General features: G+C 37.0%; 14 protein-coding genes. All 14 read right to left on the reverse strand.

All coding sequences use genetic code 11. The features are described 5' to 3' along the window. Positions 1-8: 8 nt before the first annotated feature. The 14 genes from Q0L00_RS11555 to Q0L00_RS11620 all read right to left on the reverse strand — a co-directional run bounded on the left by Q0L00_RS11555 (position 9) and on the right by Q0L00_RS11620 (position 17,721). Positions 9-1,004 carry an NAD-dependent epimerase/dehydratase family protein gene (locus Q0L00_RS11555; RefSeq protein WP_297337036.1) on the reverse strand — a complete coding sequence of 332 codons (996 nt, stop codon included), beginning with the start codon at positions 1,002-1,004 and terminating at the stop codon, positions 9-11. 4 nt (positions 1,005-1,008) lie between these two features. Beyond that, on the reverse strand, positions 1,009-2,127 hold the full coding sequence (locus tag Q0L00_RS11560) for a glycosyltransferase (RefSeq protein ID WP_297337037.1): 1,119 nt from the start codon (positions 2,125-2,127) through the stop codon (positions 1,009-1,011). After that, entirely contained in the window at positions 2,124-3,221 is a 1,098-nt protein-coding gene (locus Q0L00_RS11565; RefSeq protein ID WP_363318538.1) for a glycosyltransferase, read from the reverse strand. The genes Q0L00_RS11560 and Q0L00_RS11565 overlap by 4 nt, the downstream gene beginning before the upstream one ends. Continuing rightward, positions 3,181-4,128 carry an O-antigen ligase family protein gene (locus Q0L00_RS11570; RefSeq protein WP_297337038.1) on the reverse strand — a complete coding sequence of 316 codons (948 nt, stop codon included), beginning with the start codon at positions 4,126-4,128 and terminating at the stop codon, positions 3,181-3,183. The genes Q0L00_RS11565 and Q0L00_RS11570 overlap by 41 nt, the downstream gene beginning before the upstream one ends. A gap of 229 nt (positions 4,129-4,357) precedes the next feature. Further along, positions 4,358-5,308, reverse strand: a complete 951-nt coding sequence (locus tag Q0L00_RS11575) for a glycosyltransferase family 2 protein (RefSeq protein WP_297337039.1) — start codon at positions 5,306-5,308, stop codon at positions 4,358-4,360. Between the two features lie 15 nt (positions 5,309-5,323). After that, positions 5,324-6,415, reverse strand: a complete 1,092-nt coding sequence (locus Q0L00_RS11580) for a Wzz/FepE/Etk N-terminal domain-containing protein (protein ID WP_297337040.1) — start codon at positions 6,413-6,415, stop codon at positions 5,324-5,326. Positions 6,416-6,422: 7 nt separating this feature from the next. Further along, entirely contained in the window at positions 6,423-7,298 is an 876-nt protein-coding gene (locus tag Q0L00_RS11585; RefSeq protein WP_297337041.1) for a glycosyltransferase, read from the reverse strand. 1 nt (position 7,299) lies between these two features. Next, positions 7,300-8,190, reverse strand: a complete 891-nt coding sequence (locus Q0L00_RS11590; RefSeq protein ID WP_297337042.1) for a glycosyltransferase family 2 protein — start codon at positions 8,188-8,190, stop codon at positions 7,300-7,302. Next, positions 8,183-9,349 (reverse strand): TDP-N-acetylfucosamine:lipid II N-acetylfucosaminyltransferase, encoded by a 1,167-nt coding sequence (locus tag Q0L00_RS11595; RefSeq protein ID WP_297337043.1) that lies wholly within the window; start codon positions 9,347-9,349, stop codon positions 8,183-8,185. The genes Q0L00_RS11590 and Q0L00_RS11595 overlap by 8 nt, the downstream gene beginning before the upstream one ends. Next, positions 9,346-9,948 (reverse strand): acetyltransferase, encoded by a 603-nt coding sequence (locus Q0L00_RS11600; RefSeq protein ID WP_297337044.1) that lies wholly within the window; start codon positions 9,946-9,948, stop codon positions 9,346-9,348. Before Q0L00_RS11600 ends, Q0L00_RS11595 begins: the two co-directional genes overlap by 4 nt. Beyond that, positions 9,945-11,024 carry a DegT/DnrJ/EryC1/StrS family aminotransferase gene (locus Q0L00_RS11605; RefSeq protein ID WP_297337045.1) on the reverse strand — a complete coding sequence of 360 codons (1,080 nt, stop codon included), beginning with the start codon at positions 11,022-11,024 and terminating at the stop codon, positions 9,945-9,947. Before Q0L00_RS11605 ends, Q0L00_RS11600 begins: the two co-directional genes overlap by 4 nt. Continuing rightward, the gene (locus Q0L00_RS11610; RefSeq protein ID WP_297337046.1) at positions 11,021-12,460 is read right to left on the reverse strand and encodes a lipopolysaccharide biosynthesis protein; all 1,440 of its coding nucleotides are present in this window, start codon (positions 12,458-12,460) and stop codon (positions 11,021-11,023) included. Before Q0L00_RS11610 ends, Q0L00_RS11605 begins: the two co-directional genes overlap by 4 nt. A gap of 1,262 nt (positions 12,461-13,722) precedes the next feature. After that, positions 13,723-15,042, reverse strand: a complete 1,320-nt coding sequence (locus Q0L00_RS11615; RefSeq protein WP_297337047.1) for a UDP-glucose/GDP-mannose dehydrogenase family protein — start codon at positions 15,040-15,042, stop codon at positions 13,723-13,725. 24 nt (positions 15,043-15,066) lie between these two features. After that, positions 15,067-17,721: an SLBB domain-containing protein gene (locus tag Q0L00_RS11620; RefSeq protein WP_363318539.1), complete on the reverse strand. Its 2,655-nt coding sequence runs from the start codon at positions 17,719-17,721 to the stop codon at positions 15,067-15,069. Positions 17,722-17,930 lie beyond the last annotated feature (209 nt).

Below are 17,930 nucleotides of genomic sequence, written 5' to 3' on the forward strand. Positions count from 1 at the left end.
ATCCAAATCTATTCGGTGTAAAAAAGCTCGTCCTGATGTTGATCAACAAATTCATACTTAACTGTATTGACAATGCCAGTTTTTAAATCAACAGGCGGAATAAAGCCGGATTTTTCAATGTTGCTTGAAAAGGCCGTATTGGAACAAAATTTTTTAACTCGAATTGCACTAATTGGGAATTTCCTGCCTGAAAGAGAGGACACAAAGTCTAAAGATTTGCCCATCATTAAACCTACTGAATACGGAATTTTTATATTCAATTTGGTTGATTTACCTAGAATTTTGTTAACTAAATCAACCAAAGTATTCATGTCAAGATCTGGCTTATCAATATAGTTATATAAATGAACACCCGCTTCAAAATTAATACTGTATTGTAAAAGGGCAGCAATGTTTTCCACATAAGCCATTGATTTTACATTTTCCCCACTCCCTACCATCATAAATCTTCCTGAAGCAATTTGATTCAAAAGATTGTAAACGTTTCCTCTATTTTGTTCACCAAAAACAACAGTAGGTCTTAAAATGGTAAGTGTCCGGTTGGAAGGATCTTTAGATTGCCAAGATCTAAAAACCTGTTCCGCTTCATATTTAGTTCTTCCATAATCATTGAAATAATTAATTTCACCCGACTCATCCGTATTTATTGGAGCAAAACCATATACTGCAACTGAACTTGTAAAAATAATTCGCTGAATATTCTTTGCTTCAGCAATTTCACATATCTTTTTTGCCCCCAATACATTAACTTCATCATAAAGTGAGATAGGAGTAACATTATCTCTATGCTCGGCAGCAAGATTTATCAATACATCACCGGTTATTGCTTGAAAGAGCTCGGCGTAATTTCTGACATCAGCCAGTGCCGTTTTATCCGGAAAAGTTTTACTGACAACTTTATCAATGATTTCAAAATCAATGGAGGATTGGGTAAACCTTTTGCAAAGTCGGGTACCAATAAATCCAGACCCGCCAATTACAGAAATTTTGTATGGTTGTAGCATCGTTTTATGAAATCATTTCGGATTGATAAACATCATCGTATTTATCGCACATCGTTTCAAAATCAAACCTTGAATTTAAAAGATTTTGCTGTGCATCCAGTTCAATATTCAGAGCTTCCTGATCCTGAAATTTTCTAAAAACCAGTTCCACAGCATTTTCTATAGTTGAAAAAAGGATTCTCTCTTGGGAGATATCAGGGACAATCAGCCTATGTGCCTGAATATCGGATAAAACTATAGGAAGCCTAACGGACATACCTTCCAAAACAGATATTGGCAATCCTTCATCTCTGGAAAGCGATAAAAATAGATCTGCACTTTTTAATTCCTGAAAGACATCATCAACCTTACCAAGGTATTTAATTTTACCGTTTACCAGGTCATTATTCTTGCTTATAACCTCAACCAATAAATCTTCATCCTCAACTCCACCAGCTATCTTAATTTCATATTTAATTTCCTTACCCTCAAGTAAATCACAAAATTTTAAAAGCTTATCGTATCCCTTCCTGAATTTAATATTTCCAACCATAATGATATTTAATTTCTTTAGCTTGTTAGGAAATTTAGTGTCCTTTCCAAGGGAATTTTTTTGGATTGAATTTTCAATAATTCGAAGCTTCAATCCAAATGCGCTTTTGAATTCATCCAAATCCTGAAGAGAGATCACTACCACCTTGTCAAAATAATTTCTCAACAAAAATTGATGGATGAAACCAAAAACCTTATTAGGAAAACTACCCCTATAATAATATCCATAACTATTTCTGAGAGAAGCTACTAAAATAATTTTGGAGTTGATCAAATGAAACATCCTCAAAAACCCGAGAATTAAATCAGCTCCTTTTAGTTGGGTCTGAATAACTGAAAAATCATTCTTTTTTATAAATTTTCGAAGATGAATAATAGCTAAAATCAAGGTAACTATATTCAGTTTTTTATTCAGTAAGTGAGTATATCTAGGACCCAACTCATTCCAAAAATTAACTTGGGCATTGGGATGGTCCCAAAGAGTTACTACAGAAGCCTCTTTAAAATGCTGTGTGGTCATCCTTTTTATTGAAACTTCAGCTCCACCTACTCCATTTGAATTTAATACGTAGAGGATTCTATTTTTCTTCATGAATTAAACTTTTTATTCAACATTAAATAGTGATCGAGAACATGATTTACCTGAAATTTATCATAGTACCTTGACGAAATAACTGGATAATCCGCGACAGCCTTAACCATTGAATTGGCCAATTGATCAGGAGAATTAACAGGAACCAGAAATTTTGCCAAATCCCCAACTAATATTTCGTCCGGTCCATATCGGCAATCTGTAGATACGACGGGAGTATGACAAATCAAGGATTCAATTAAAACCGTAGGCAATCCCTCATGATCCGAACAAAGTACCAACAGTTTTGCATTTTTAATCCAAGCATACGGATTATCCTGCCAATTTTTGAAAATCACATAGTCCTCTATTCCTAAATCTATTGCTAAGTTTTGAATGTTTTCTCTTTCAGGGCCTTCTCCCAACAAAAGTAATTTATTACTCTTGTAAAGTCTTGATTCTTTGAATGCTTTTAATAGCAAATCATGTCGCTTTAATTTGATAAATCTAGAAATATGGATGAGATAATTGCCTAGGGAGGTATCGGTTGATTCTTCAGCTAATCTTTGGATTTTATCAATTTGAAATGGATTGTAAATATACCCTACATTTATTTCAGAAAGTGAAAAGTAATTTATTAAATCGTTCTTAACTCCTTGGGAAACACCAATCATTCTTTTATTCTTAAAAATCAATTTGAGAAAAAACCTAGTCAAGAACGATTTATATTTAAAAGATAGTGCACCATGAACCACGGCATAGTGGTTTTTAACTCTTGCAGCCCAGCTTACAAAATTTGAAAAAGGCAAATGTGAAGTAAAAATATCCTCATCTGGATCATAATCAATTGTTCTCAAATAGCTCTTCAATTTGGAGGCTAAAACAAAAAAACCAAATCCTTTGGTTAGTAGATTCAGGTTGGAATTTTTATTGAGAATAAATAAGTTGATCTCGGGTGCTATCGGGAAAGAAATCCGATTGTAAAGGAGAATCAAATGAACCTCATATCCTCTACCGATAAATCCTTCACTAAGTGTAAGAACTATACGTTCAGCTCCTCCCCCTTCCAAAGAATTAACCAGGAATATAATCTTCTTGTTTTTCTCTGATTTCAAGCCGGGTTAGTTTAATTTGATAATAGCAACAATTGAGTATAATAGGGATAACTCCTAGGATACTATAAGGATACTGAAAAACAAATAATTCTTGACTAAATGAAAAAGCAATAAAAATCATGATCAAATAACGGTAAAGTCTATTTTCAATTCTAAATGAGCGTACTAAAATCACTAGATATAAAACAAATGAAATTATTCCATTATCAAAAAGCAAAGCAATGTACGAATTGTGAGGCTGAACATACCAGCCCCCTCTATAAAGATAATTTGACCTTACACTAGTAATTCCAGAGCCTAGAATAGGATTTTCAATGAACCCCTCGAAAGCAGCTCTCCACATTAGAAACCTGTTGTAAACTGTGGATAAGGACATCAAAACGTCAAAAATAGAAACCATCAGGATCGATACCGAAAGTATGATAGCCGCTACATATACAAAATGTAGTTTAACTTTACTAAACAGATAATAAAAAAATAGGAATATTAATACAAGTATTATTGTTTTTGAAAAAGATATAATAATTCCTGTGGCAGCTAAAAAAACAACAATTTGCTTCAACATATTTTTGAAAAATATCATACTCATCATTCCCCATATTACCATTCCAAAGGTTGCATAATTTTGATCCTGGGCATACCCTCCAAATCTTACCCCTAAAACACTTTCCTCCTCTTCCATTCCTCCTTTAATCTCACCTTGAAAAGGAAGTTGTTCAAACCCCAAAAATTGGAGAACCAAGGAGCTCCACAAAATAAAACCACTAATAAGAAAAAAATATTTTATCCATTTTTGATCAATCCTTTCCCAATACAATGCAAAAACGATTACAGCAATGAAGTTATAGAGATAAAGAATTACTGAGCTTAAAAAAATATCTTGCTTGGCTTCAAATGGATTAAACATCCAACTTAAATTTGAAAGAAAAACCAAAAACATCAATATAAAAAACAATACGATATCCTTTCTCTGTCCAACCACGTGAATAAACTTATTTTTAATAAAAAATATAAGCTTATTTAAAATCAGAAATAAAAAAAGAATAAAGTTAATGTACCGTAAGTCAACAAAAGGAACAAACTCTCTATTAAAGAGTAAAAAAATATAAATAAAAGAAGCTACATAAAATAACACGTTATGACAAAACTTTTTTGGAAATGGAAAAAACCAATTTCTGTATCAAGCCTGGCATAAGAGCCAAACTACCAAAGCCGAAATAGTGCACATAAGCTACATCAGCGTAAAAGTAGGCCATGTCAGCTACCTGTAATTTCCCAACCTTTAATTTTTTATTCAAACCAAATCGAATATGAAAGTTTGAAAATAATTTCAGGACACGAACTTGAGGACTAGATAGCTTATGATCTTGGTCAAGTAATTTTCTAACTTCCTGATAAATGCAATTATTGGCTATTTGAGGGATGGTATTGACCGTAACATGAGAGTCTTCTCTGTGATAAATGGCTGTAGGCTTTGGTTTACATACAAGCCGATCAGTCAAAAAAAGTAAATTCATCCATGTGGTAACATCCCCTCCCCGGATGCAACGATTTTCAGGAAAACCACCAATACCTTGAATTATTTTTTTCTTGATCGCTACAGTATTGGTATGAATTGGTGTTTTAAAATCTGCGCTCAACCTTAAAAATTGGATAAAATCCAAAACAACTATTTCTTGCTCTTTAAATTTTATAGAAAAGCCATTTAATTCATTTCTGCCATCAGGAAAAGAATCATACCAACCGGTACTGACCACCCCCTTATTGTCTTGGTGAATTAATTCCACAATTGATTTCAAATGATTGGGTAACCATTCATCATCGGCATCAAGAAATGTAATCCAATCAAAACTTGCTTGCTTTATCCCATCATTTCTTGCCGCATAGCCTCCCGGCCCAGCTGTTCGCCTTTTAAAAATTTTTATTCTAGGATCAGAGATATTATTTAGTAAATCTATTCCCCCATCGATCGAGGCATCATCAATAATTAGTAATTCAAAGTTTTCAAAATCTTGATTGAGGACAGAGTTTACCGACCGAAGGATTTGAGAACGGTTATTATGTACTGGAACGATAACAGAAATCATAAAATGAGTACCAAGTTATTCCTCAAAAAGATAATTTGATATCAGGATATAAGAAATAGCTAAAAAAGCTCCTAAAACCACAGATCCAATTAAAATAAATAACATATTAGGCCCTGACTTACCTTGTGGTACACTTACAGGATCAATAACCGAAAAAATAGGAGTGTTTTTTGAAACTTGGATTTTAGCTTGCTCCAATTGTTTTGCTAGATCAGAATATACAGAAAAAACAAGATTATACTCAGATTCCAATCTTTGTAACTCTGTTTGTGCAAAGGCAGTGACAAGTCCCTGATTCCTATCTTTAAAATTAGCTAATCGTGACTGGGATTTCTCAAATTCCTCTTTTTTCTCATTATACTGTTTTTGGATGAACTCATATTGTACTTTAGCGTCGGCAACCTTAAAGGCTATTAATTCATCTTGAAGTTCTCTTTCTACCAATTTAGCAATTTGAGCCGCAAGAATTGGGTCTGACATGGTGACCGATAAGGTTACGACCCCTTCTTTTAAATTCGGTGAGATTTCTGTTACCTCTTGTATCTTTTTTAAAGGAAAACGATCTTCTGAATTAATTTGAAGAATGGTTTGCTCTACTTCGGGTTTCTCAACCCCAGCTACAGCTACAGGATTCCTAAAAATACTTTTAAGGATATTGGGGAGACCCAATGTATATTTTTTCAAATAAAATAATCCTGAGGGTTTATAATATTCATTAAAATATTGACGAATCGTAATACTATCTTTTGATTCGGGAATGTGGACTTGAAAATCAAGCAGTTTTAATTTAAAAGGAAGACTTTCCGATATCTTAGGATAAAGAGAAGGAGGAATACTAGAACCTCCCGCCCCTCCATTTCCAAGATTAATTCCCGCCAAAGATGCAAGACCACTCATATTTCCTCCAAAGGAGCCTTGGTCTCGAGTTTGGGGGATAAATGTAGTAGATGAAGTGTATGTTGTTTCAGATAGAAAACCGAACATGATTCCTATAAACGCAAAGGCAAGGGTAATCATCATTAATGACTTTCGTTTTCTTTTGAGGAGGAAAATAATTTCCTTGAGATTGATTTCCTCTGCATTCTGCTTGGTTGCCTTATTTTTCATTTTTTTATTAACTTCTCTCCAATTCCTTTTTTAGAAAAATGATTCGAATTAATTCAGAAAAAGCAGCAAATTCGATTCTCCATTTTACAAAAAGTACCACAACTCTTTCAGTCAAAGGAATATTTTCAAATTTGCTTACTGTTTTAATGGGTGCCAAAAAAGCTACTAGATGTGAAATTACTCTTTTTGTCAAAGATAAATTTCTATATGTTAAGTGATAATACCCTCCTATTGTCCGTCGTCTTTTTACACACAATTCAGTTATTGATTTCCGCGCAGGGTGACGGACAACTACATCTTTTACAAAAACTATTCGCTCTCCTGCACCAACTACGGCAGAGGTCCATTCCATATCTGCTCCTGAAAGCTTACTTTCATCAAAAAACCCAAACTTTAAAAAAAGATTACTTCTTACAACTAAATTTGCCGTAACTGATTTATTGAATTTGCGGATATTCTCCTGTTGTCTAAAAGCATAATGTTTTTCAAAAAGAAAAGCTAAGTCATTACCATCCTCTTCTTTGAATAAGTCTATCTGCCCCCCTAGCAAACCAATCTGAGGATTGGTATCCAAAAAACGAATGGCGTTTTTCAGCCAATCGGGATCTGCGATACAATCAGAATCAATAAATGCCAACAGGGGGGTTTCTGCCAATTTAATTCCAGTATTTCTAGCTGCATATGACCCTTTTTTCTCCTCTCTTACCAAATACCCATTGGAGGGGAGGTTGAGATTGTTAACCTGGGAATAGGGATCATTGTCAATAATATAAATATTAAATTTTTCTTTAGCTATGGATTGTTTGTTCAAAGAAGCAAGACAGATCTCAAGCCTATCCCAATCTCGATACGTAGGTATAATTACTGAAACTAACGGTTTCAATCTACTCAACCTTTTGATTTGCCTTTTTTCCAAGTTCTACTCTGAATCTTAGAACTTCGATAGCCTTTAAAACTTGACCTACTCTAAGAAAAAATAAAGACATTCGACTAATTTCTCTACCGAAATAATCCTGCATTAAACCTGCAATATTCCCTTTAGAATTTTTATATAAACTTCGGTAGAACATAAACTTTGCCCAAACCTTACTACTTGGTTTTTCACGATCATATTTAAATTTAATCGATTCGGAATGGATCCTCCTGAGGCAATGGACTTGATCACTGGTAAGGTAAGATGGATTTTCAAGTATTACTCGCGTATAAAACTCTCTTTCTTGTCTCCTATGAAGTAACTCATCAAATTTAATTTCAAACTTTTCCAAAAATCTTTTTTTAAAAAGTGGACCAGGGGTTAAAAAAAATACTTGGTAGGTTAAAAAGTCTTCAATTAGGTTAGAGGATTTTAAGGGATAATCTATAAGGTCTAAAGGTCCATTTTCATCAAATCTCCCCATTTTTGAAACCACAAAATCAAGCTTATGATTCGAATTTAAAAGTTTAACTTTTTCTTCCAACATGGTCGGAAGCATCAAATCATCAGAATCAAAATATTGAATGTATTCCCCATGACTATGCTCAAAAGCAACATTTCTACAAGCAGCAGCTCCTTTGGATCGGTCTTTTGGTCTAGAGAAAATTTTTACTCTAGAATCATGAAAAGCAATATCCTGTAAAACTTTCAGTGAATCATCCGTTGACCCATCATCTACTAATACACACTCCCAATTCGTATAGGTTTGATTTTGGATGCTTGATATTGTTTCCCCAACCAAATTTTCTCGATTGAATACAGGAATAAGGATGGAAACTAAGGGATTCAGAATCTTATTCAAACGTGTCGATAAGTTTTACCAAATCTTTGGTTTTTTTTAGATAATTTTCTTTAAGAGACATTTGCCTCATCAGTTCTCTATTTTCCATTTGAAAATCGAGAGATAGAGGTCTGTCAAAATGTTTTTCTTTCTTAAAGTCATTAAAATCATAGAGATGAAAACCTTTCTTTTTCAATTCTTCCAAAATAGGATTCTTAGGATGCAAATATATTTTTATTCCCAAGGCTAACCCCATGTAAATATTTCCTAAGGCCTGTTGTCTTTTACTACCAAATAATCCGAAACCACAAGTCCTCAATTTTCTCAAATATTCTTCAAAGGGAATAAATTCTTCTAGGGGTTCAAATTGACTTTGAAATCTTCTTGATCCCTCCTCTTTAATGATTTCTTTAAAATGAACAGGAAAACCATAGCTCAATGGAACCAAAACTTTGTTTTTCTTTAAACGCTTGGGAGTAAGCAATTCAAAACAATCCAAGTGGTTATTGGTAATTGAGGCACTATTTCCAACCAAAAAGTTGGTGCCTGTTACATATTCTGAACCTATACTTTTAAAAATTTCATTGCCAAGTTCATAATTCCAGTCGATATACTTCGCTCTAAACTCAGGGTGCCTAGATTTGATTTCTAAATACTCCTTTTCTAAAACAGGTGCAAAATAATCGACTCTTTCAAAGTTTTTTATTTGACTCTTTGATTTCAAAAAAGACAATATTGGTAAATATTCATTGACTTTCAATCCAAACTTGATTAACCCCTTTTTATTATTATACCAATACTTTATAGTCTTTTTACCAAGATAGCGTTGCATATAATAATCGATCAAAGGGTAATAATCAAACCCATATCCAAACCATATAACTTTGATCGATCCATTTACAGAGTGCAATACCTTAAGCTCCGTGGGGGATAGTCCATGAAAAATCATAGCCTGGTATTGAGACAAAAAATCCTTATCAGCACACTGTTTTATTGCTCTAGAGAGAGATATGGAATGAATTGCATCATGTTTGATTTGAGTAATTGGTTTAGGATTTTTTTCGTTTTGCAAGATCAAGTAGTCATTTTGACCAGGGCAAACTTGTTCAAAACAATGAATTGCAAAATCCAAAAATTTATTATCTCGGGAAATATGCAATATTTGATTAGTTCTTCTCATTTAGCTGGAATACCCTTCACTGTTTGACCAGAACATACTTTTTTGGTCACTACAGCTCCCGCCCCTACATTCACTTGGTTTCCGATTTTTACTCCTGGCAAAATCACAGATCCCGCACCAATTCTACAAAAACTTCCTATCTGGACGTTTCCTAAAATTAAGGCTCCTGGTCCTACCTCTACAAAGTCGCCTAATTGAGCCTCATGATGGACATGTGCACCGACATTAATAAGACTACCAAGTCCAATAGTAGCTAATGGCCCGACAAATGAACCTGTCATGGCATCAAATCTTCCTGAAGCCGAATCACTTATTTGACATGTTTTGGAGAGAAGAGGCTCGTATTTACCTCCGAGCCTCGTGAAAAGATCATAAAACTTCTTTCTAATGGTAGGATTACCGACGCCAAGGGAAAACTTTGGCTGTCTTACCAATTCATTCTTTAGCATGTCTTCATCCTTTATCACCTGATATCGACCTTGCAAGAAGATGTGCCCTCCATCTATATCATCAAAAAACTTAAATTCTTGATTGCTCAAGATTTTGATCCATTCATCAAGCACTTCCAGTGCGTGCCCTCCTGCCCCTGTTATAATCATTTGATAGATAAAGCTTTGTAAAGAAATCTACCCACTAAATCTTGTTCTTCTCTAGTTAAATCGTAATATACTGGTAAGCAAAGAATTCTTGACGAAATATCGTCTGAAACTGGAGTCTTTCCAGTGACATAGGATAACTTGGAAAGGCTTGGATAGAAATACCTTCTTGGGAAAATCTGGTTATCCTCTAATATTTTTTTTGCCTTAAGAGTAATATCTTCTGAATCAAAGACAACTGGAAAATAGGCATAATTAAACCCTTCATAATCCTGAAGCTTTATCGTTTTTAGAGGAAGCCCTTTGAGAATTTTCTGGTAGTAATCTGTTTGTTGCTTTCTTTTGACCAATATACTATCGATAAAACCAAGATTGACCAGCCCCATCGCTGCATGTAGCTCTGAATTTTTACCGTTGATTCCAACGCCCATAAATTGCTCAGGACCATCATGACCAAAATTTCTAAAATAAGCAATTTGTTCGGCTAACCCTTTGTCATTGGTAAAAACACCTCCACCCTCTACCGTATGAAATAATTTTGTGGCATGAAAACTTGTTGTACTGATATCTCCAAATTCAAATACAGACCTTCCTTGATACTTAGTAGCAAAACAATGTGCAGCATCATAGATCACTTTTAAGTGATATTTCTTAGCAATTTTTTGAATCGAATCAATATCACAAGGGTTCCCAAAACAATGAGTAGCCAGAATACCAGTTGTTTTGGGCGTTATTGCATCTTCAATTTTTTTGGGGTCAATATTTAGCGTATCAGGGTCTATATCAACATAAACAGGCGTACAACCTTCCCAAACAAGACTACTCGTAGTGGCCACATAAGAGAAGGGAGTTGTGATTACTTCCTCCTTTAATCCCAGCGCTTTAATGGCTAATTGGATGGCTATAGTACCATTGGAAACAAACAAAACATTATCCACGTTTAGATAATCCTTTAATTTTAGCTCCAATTCATTGACCAAAGGACCGTTATTGGTCAACCAGTTTCTTTTCCATATCCCTTCTATATACTCCTGATATTGAGAAATAGGAGGTAAAAACGGCTTAGTAACAGGAATCATTTTTTAAGTATCAGGTTTTTAAAATCCATAAAAGGCTGAGTTTGCGCTTTCCACGAGATCAGAAAATAAATTGAAATCCCTAGAAGCCCACCAAAGATAAGGTGAATCCAATCCAACAATTCAGGATTGCGTACAAATTCTAATACTGTCCAACCTCCTAAACCAGCTAAAGTTCCAACTACAAATATGGATGAAATATCCCTCAGCTGACTCCAGACCGAATAATTAATAAATCGGCCACTATAATAGGAGTTAATAAAGAATGAAATAACATTTAAAATCACCTGGCTCCAAATCAAAGCCATAATCCCAAAAGGATATGCTATGAAAATCCCTATCAGTGTCAGACTTTTTTTTATAATCTCCAATTTAAGATACAAGTCACTTCTTCCTTTTATTTTGAGTATGTTCAGGTTGTAGGAGTGGATGGGGTACATTAATCCAATGAAGCAAAGAATCTGAAAATAAGAAACAGCAGGAAGCCATTTTTCTGTCAAAACAATTTTAAAAAGTGGTTCCGCAAGCACAGCTGAAAGCACCATGACTGGAGTAAGCCAGAATAATACTTGTTGCATTACCCTTCTGTAGGCAATTTTCAATTTTTCATCCTCATTTTGAATTTCCACAAACATGGGAAAAGTGACCTTAGAAAGCGTAGTTGAAATATTTTTGACGGGAATTTGTTTCAATGAATCTGCCTTGGTGTAAAATCCTAATTCATCAACAGAAAAAAACTTCCCTATCACTAAATGATAAACATTGGAAAATACAGAATTTAGAATGCCAGCTAAAGTGAGCTTCGAACCAAATCCAAAATGATAACGAAACCTTTCCCAATCTATAATCAATGAAGGCCTCCATTCAGAATAAAACCAAAATTGAATACTTATAAGCAAATTCTGAATAATATTCATCCAGACCAAAGCCCATACCCCGAAACCCTTAAATGCTAAAAAAAGTCCAACTACTCCACCTAAAATAGTAGAGGGAATTGTCGCCTTCATTTCAGTCTTAAAGTCCATCTTCTTCACCAAACGGGTTCGCTGAACTGCCGAGAAGGGAAAAATCAGAAAAGTAAGACAATAGATTTTAATAATCTGCTCCAAAACCGGCTGATTATAAAAATCACTAATCCAACCAGATGAAATAAACATTAAAAGATAAATCAAAATTCCAACTGCCAAATTGATAAAAAAAACTGTTGAATAGTCTCTTTGATCTGCATTTTTGGTACGAATTAGACTGGAGGTCATACCAGCATCAATCAAACTATTCCCAAGCGCAATAAATAAGGCTAACATTCCAATCAGCCCAAAATCTGAGGGTTCTAATATTCTTGCCAAAAAAATAGTCACAAAAATGGAGGTTAATTGAACCCCAAATTGCTGAAATAGGCTCCAAAAAAAACCTGTTAGCGTTCTTTTTTTTAAACTCACTTGGCCAGTACTTCTATATTTTTTTTACTTGTAGGAAAATCCCTCATAACTTCTACCTCTGCATTTTTCACCTCCTCATTACCAATTTCTAATCCTGGTAATAAAATCACTCCAGCTACTATCCTTCACATTTTCCAACCTTAATTCCCGCCAACAATCTTTTGTATTGATTCTAATTTCACATATAGGAAGTATTTGCGCTCTCGTAATTACCAGAACTCCTCTCCCGACCTTTGACTCAGGCCCACAAAACACAAACGCCTTTAAATCGGCTGAACTGAATTTTAAGCACTGGTTTGGTGGAAGAACTATCCACAGCAAAAAGTCTCTTTCTGATTTCCCCAACTTTCCACCTAAGTTCTTTCTAATTACTCAAGCTTATCAAAACTGAGGAACCATTTGAATATAGTCCTTCAAAATAGCCTCATCTTTAATGATTTTCCCTAAACGAAAAATAATCCTTTTTCGAAACATCTTATTTAAAAATTAAATCGATTATTCTGAATAACGTATGAAAATCAAGAGTAAATAAACATCCAACCATTGAGCTCAGGCATCACAGGCATCACTTAAAATCAATTTTAATCGGGTAGGAAAAACAAGATTAGTTCCCGTTTCGATCTCTTACACCACCGTACGTACCGTTCGGTATACGGCGTTTTCTTGGTTTTACACCTCAAATGGCTTGTTTAGCGTTGTTTCCAGTTTTCTTCCAATGGAATCACTCCTATCCATCCTTCGGATTCCGTCCTATTCTTTTGGTAAGGAGCCTGGTTTCCGAACATCTGATCCTTTTCCTTTCGGTACTATTCTTCACTACCATACGGCAAGATTTGGACCTTCCCAAACCAACTCGTGATCCGGTACTTTACCCTCGGTTGACTCCGCATGACCAGCTTTACACCGTGCTTTCCCAAACTTGAGGGATTTTCACACCTCCATGAGGTCTCCCCTGGTAAGGCAACCCACTTTCACTCCATGTTCCCTCCTCATTTACACTCCGATGTCCGTGAAATCTTTGGACTTTGACTGGTTTGGCAGTCTCATCCCATCGGTTATGTTTGATAAGGTTCGTATTCCTCGGGGTAGCGATTTGCCGCCAGCTTCCTTCAGATTCCACTTCGCAGTGGACCCCCTTGCCTTGGGCTCGTGGTTGGCGATTACAAACCCCCACAGTGGACTTTTACCACCTAGTTGATTGCCATGCACGGTACACAAATAAAAATCTCCTTGGAAAATCACCAAGGAGATTTTGTTATGTTTTATTTTGAACCTATACCATAGTGTGTAATCCCTAAAGAATCGAGGTATTTCTTGTCGTAGATATTTCTGCCGTCAAACACCACCTTGTTTTTAAGAAGCTTTCCGACTGCTTCCCAACTGGGAATTCGAAATTCGGACCATTCGGTGACCAAAAGTAAAGCATCTGCATCCACACAAGCATCGTATGCATCACTGCAATAGGTCACTTTATCAAAAATGTAATGTTCACGGGCTTCCTCCATCGCTTTGGGATCATAAGCTCGGACCTTAGCCCCGGCAGCTCTTAATTCATCAATAATGACAGCAGCGGGAGATTCGCGCATATCATCGGTATTAGGCTTGAAACTTAAGCCCCACATGGCAAAAGTTTTTCCGGAAAGATCTTCACCAAAATGCGCTTTCACCTTTCCTGCCAAAATATGTTTCTGATCATCATTGACATCTTCTACGGATTGAAGCACTCGTAAGTCATAGCCATATTCCTTGGCCGTTTTGATGATGGCTTTGACATCTTTGGGAAAGCATGAGCCCCCATAGCCCACGCCGGGATAAATAAATTTATTTCCAATCCTCGGATCCGAACCTATTCCTTTTCTGACCATATTGGCATTGGCCCCTACGCGTTCGCACAAGTTGGCAATATCATTCATAAAGGAAATTTTCGTTGCCAGCATCGCATTTGCCGCATACTTGGTCATCTCAGCTGACGGAATATCCATGTAAATGATTCGCTCCCCACTGAGTTGAAAAGGCTTATACAGCCGCTGCATGATTTTTTCAGCACGTTCATCGTCTACTCCGATAACTATACGATCAGGCTTCAAAAAGTCCTCCACAGCCGCTCCTTCCTTTAAAAACTCCGGATTGGAGGCTACGGCAAAAGGAAGATCAGCACCTCTTTTTTCCAAAGCTGTTTTAATGGCTTTTCTTACTTTTTCGCCTGTGGTTACCGGTACCGTGCTTTTGGTAGCCACCACAATGTAATCACTCATTTTCTGTCCGATCTCATCAGCGACAGCCAACACGTATTTCAAATCTGCAGAACCGTCCTCACCAGGAGGAGTACCCACCGCAATAAAAGCCACTTCGGCACCTTGAATAGCTTCGCCCAGATCGGTACTAAAATGCAATCTGCCGCTTTTATAATTCCGGACTACAATTTCTTCCAAGCCAGGCTCATAAATGGGCATGATCCCATTTTTAAGCTTTTCAATTTTTTTGGCATCAATATCCACGCAGGTCACTTCAATTCCCACGTCTGCAAAACAAGCACCTGAAACCAGACCTACATAGCCTGTGCCTACGACAGCAATTTTCATAAAATTATAAGTATGTTAAGATTATTATTGGACAAGTCTTTCAATCAATATCCCCAAAGTCGCTAGACTGGAAGCAATCCCAATCCAACCTGCTGCACTCATTCGCTCTCGTTCAGGCTTTTGAGGAACAACAATTTCTGCTCCTGGCTCAATAACAGGATAATTCTTAATTCCCAAAAAGCTACGGGTCTGGGCCGCATCACCATTGGCATAAATCACATAGGCTTTGGATTTTCTGGCCTTTTCAGTGAATCCACCCGATTTGGAAATATAATGTTTTAGTGTTTTACCCTTTTCAAACCGCGCAGTAGTCGGTAACAAGACCTCCCCAACCATTCTCACAGTTTGAAGTTGCTTAGGAATCTGAAGGATGTCTCCTTCCATCAAAATCAAATCTTCATCCGAACCTGGATTCTGCATGATAGATTCCAAATTGATCCCTACTAATTCTTCTTCTTTATACCTGGATTCATTTAGTTGAGGATCAATAGAAAGCGAATCGGAAAAAACCATGGTCTGATCCAAACTTAACCGATTTTCAGCTTCTTTGTCTTTTCGCTCTTTCTTTTCTTCTTCTATTTTAACGAGCTTTTTATCAATCCGCTCAAAGAGCATTTTTTCAGCCTCGTTGAGATTTCTGTTGGTTTCTGGATTCAATCGCTCCCACATTTGGCGGAGATTTTCTTCTCGGATCTCTTCTTCGGTTTGCCCTTCAAAATATACTGTTCTTCGAATCAAATTAGCTCCTTTCGGATAGGCAAAAGCGGATAATCCCCCTGCCCGCTTGATCACATCTGAAATTCGTTCATTGGCATTCTTGATCACAAATTCTCCGGGATATTGGACCTCTCCTCGAACAGACACGATCTGTTCCCGTTCAAAACCCGGGCTTCTACGGATAAATACATGATCAAAAGGGCTCAGCGGTAAATTTTGCTCCTCTTCGGATAGCTCCAAATTAGGATTGATGGTAAGGGTGGAGATTTCTGCAATTTGTCCACTCTGCGCATCTCGGACTCTGCGTGCAATTTCAATAGAACTATTCGCCGCAGATTCCAAAAATCCACCGGCTCGGAGAATTAAATCTCCTACCGTCATTTCAGAAGCAAAGGGATAGGTTCCTGGAAAATTTATTTCCCCGCTGATTTTGACATAAAATTCCTCCTGAATATCGTATCGGCTGGGGATGAACAATAAATCTTCATTTTTCAATTCCACATCTTCAATATCCCCATCCATAATGCCTTGTAAATCCAAGGGAATGGCTCCTAAGGTCAAATCCTTATTGGTTCTATACAAGGTAGCCCGCTGCGTGAACGCTTCAGGTCTCAACCCTTCTGCCTTTTCCACCAAAGCTTTCACAGTCATTCCTTCTACCAAGGAAAATTCACCTTCACGAACCACCGAACCTACGACCTGTACCCGATTGGTGTACCGGTCCAACACTTCTCCTATGAGCACCTCATCCCCGTCTTGCAAGCTAAATTGATCAAACTCTGCTGAAGAAACGTCCAAGACTTTTCTGAGGTTTTCCTCATAACGTCTTATGGTAATTCGATCCTTAAACGCTTTAGGTGAAAACCCTCCAGTAAAAGAAATCAGCTTTTCAAGGGTTTCTCCGGGTTTGGTTTCAAAATACCCTTCTCTTCTTACCGGACCAATGACTTCTACCCGGGATTGATAAGGGGGAACGATGATCACATCGTTATCCTGTAACCTAATGTTTGAGGATTGATCCCCTTGGGTCAAAAAGTCATAAATGTCTACGGTGGCCTCCAATCGGGAATTCCGGTAAACTTGTATCGTTCGAAAAGCCCCATTTTCATTGGGACCTCCTGCAGCGTACAGCGCATTGAATACGGTGGCAAAAGAAGGTAAGGTGTAAGTTCCCGGTTTGGTCAATTCACCCACCATCGAAACCTTTATGGATCGAATATTTCCCAACCTGACCTGCATAAAAGTATTGGGCGAACTCCCCAAAAGCCCCGAGTAAATTCGTCCCAAGCTTGCTTTTAACCGAGAAGTAGCGGCTTCTACACTGGAGCCCCCTACCGAAACCGGACCTACATTGGGAATAAATACCCGCCCTTCTGGACTTACGCTCAAATCATAGGATTGCTGAGAAGCGCCATAGATATCAATCAAAAGCTGATCTCCCGAGCCGATCACATAAGAAGGTGGCGTGGGAATATTTAAACTGGGATTGAAATTAAGCTGTCGATTATGAAACAGCTTAAATCCAAAGATCTTCTTTTGTTCTGGGGTCAGATCAAAATAAGGGTCAGACCTTCGTAAGGAATCAAAAATCTCATCCGTGGATTCTTGCATTTCGAACGATCTGCCCGAACCCACTTGCCCCATGGATTGGCCAGAACCCGTATTTCCTCCTGACAAAAACTCATTGATCCTTCGACCAAGTTTAGAAGCCTCTGCTGGGGACATTCCCCGCTCCTGAGCCAAGGCCACGAGTTGGGAGGGATTGATGCCATTGGATTCTGCCCGCTGGATCAATTGTCCGATTTGTGCATTGGAAAGGTCATCCACCCGGATATTTTGGATATCGGACAAACTCTGAGCCCAGAGACCCAAAGTAATAAATAGCATACAAGCCGAAAGCCCGAAAGCTTTCCAGATGCTTGGTTTACCGATTTGTACAGTGGCTAAAATAAAACGTTTCAAGGATGAAAATAGGGTTGATTGTGCAAGTTAAAACTTTTGGTCAATTACTTAGTTTTATGGATATCGAATGAGAAGAATCTAGGAGGTTAAGAATCTTAGGTATAGATAGATATAAGATATACAGGCTAGTTAGGCTTGGTTCCTCTCCTTTTTCATACAGCTTCGCCCTTTCGGTCCCACTGGAACCTAGCAATCACCATAAACGAATC

This window comes from Algoriphagus sp. (assembly GCF_024305035.1).
GTDB lineage: Bacteria > Bacteroidota > Bacteroidia > Cytophagales > Cyclobacteriaceae > Algoriphagus.

Coding starts and splice junctions, on each gene's coding strand:
- Q0L00_RS11555 (WP_297337036.1), bottom strand. CDS start 1,004: ATGCTACAACCATACAAAATTTCTGTAATTGGCGGGTCTGGATTTATT.
- Q0L00_RS11580 (WP_297337040.1), bottom strand. CDS start 6,415: ATGAAAAATAAGGCAACCAAGCAGAATGCAGAGGAAATCAATCTCAAG.
- Q0L00_RS11570 (WP_297337038.1), bottom strand. CDS start 4,128: ATGTTTAATCCATTTGAAGCCAAGCAAGATATTTTTTTAAGCTCAGTA.
- Q0L00_RS11600 (WP_297337044.1), bottom strand. CDS start 9,948: ATGATTATAACAGGGGCAGGAGGGCACGCACTGGAAGTGCTTGATGAA.
- Q0L00_RS11615 (WP_297337047.1), bottom strand. CDS start 15,042: ATGAAAATTGCTGTCGTAGGCACAGGCTATGTAGGTCTGGTTTCAGGT.
- Q0L00_RS11595 (WP_297337043.1), bottom strand. CDS start 9,349: ATGAGAAGAACTAATCAAATATTGCATATTTCCCGAGATAATAAATTT.
- Q0L00_RS11575 (WP_297337039.1), bottom strand. CDS start 5,308: ATGATTTCTGTTATCGTTCCAGTACATAATAACCGTTCTCAAATCCTT.
- Q0L00_RS11560 (WP_297337037.1), bottom strand. CDS start 2,127: ATGAAGAAAAATAGAATCCTCTACGTATTAAATTCAAATGGAGTAGGT.
- Q0L00_RS11605 (WP_297337045.1), bottom strand. CDS start 11,024: ATGATTCCTGTTACTAAGCCGTTTTTACCTCCTATTTCTCAATATCAG.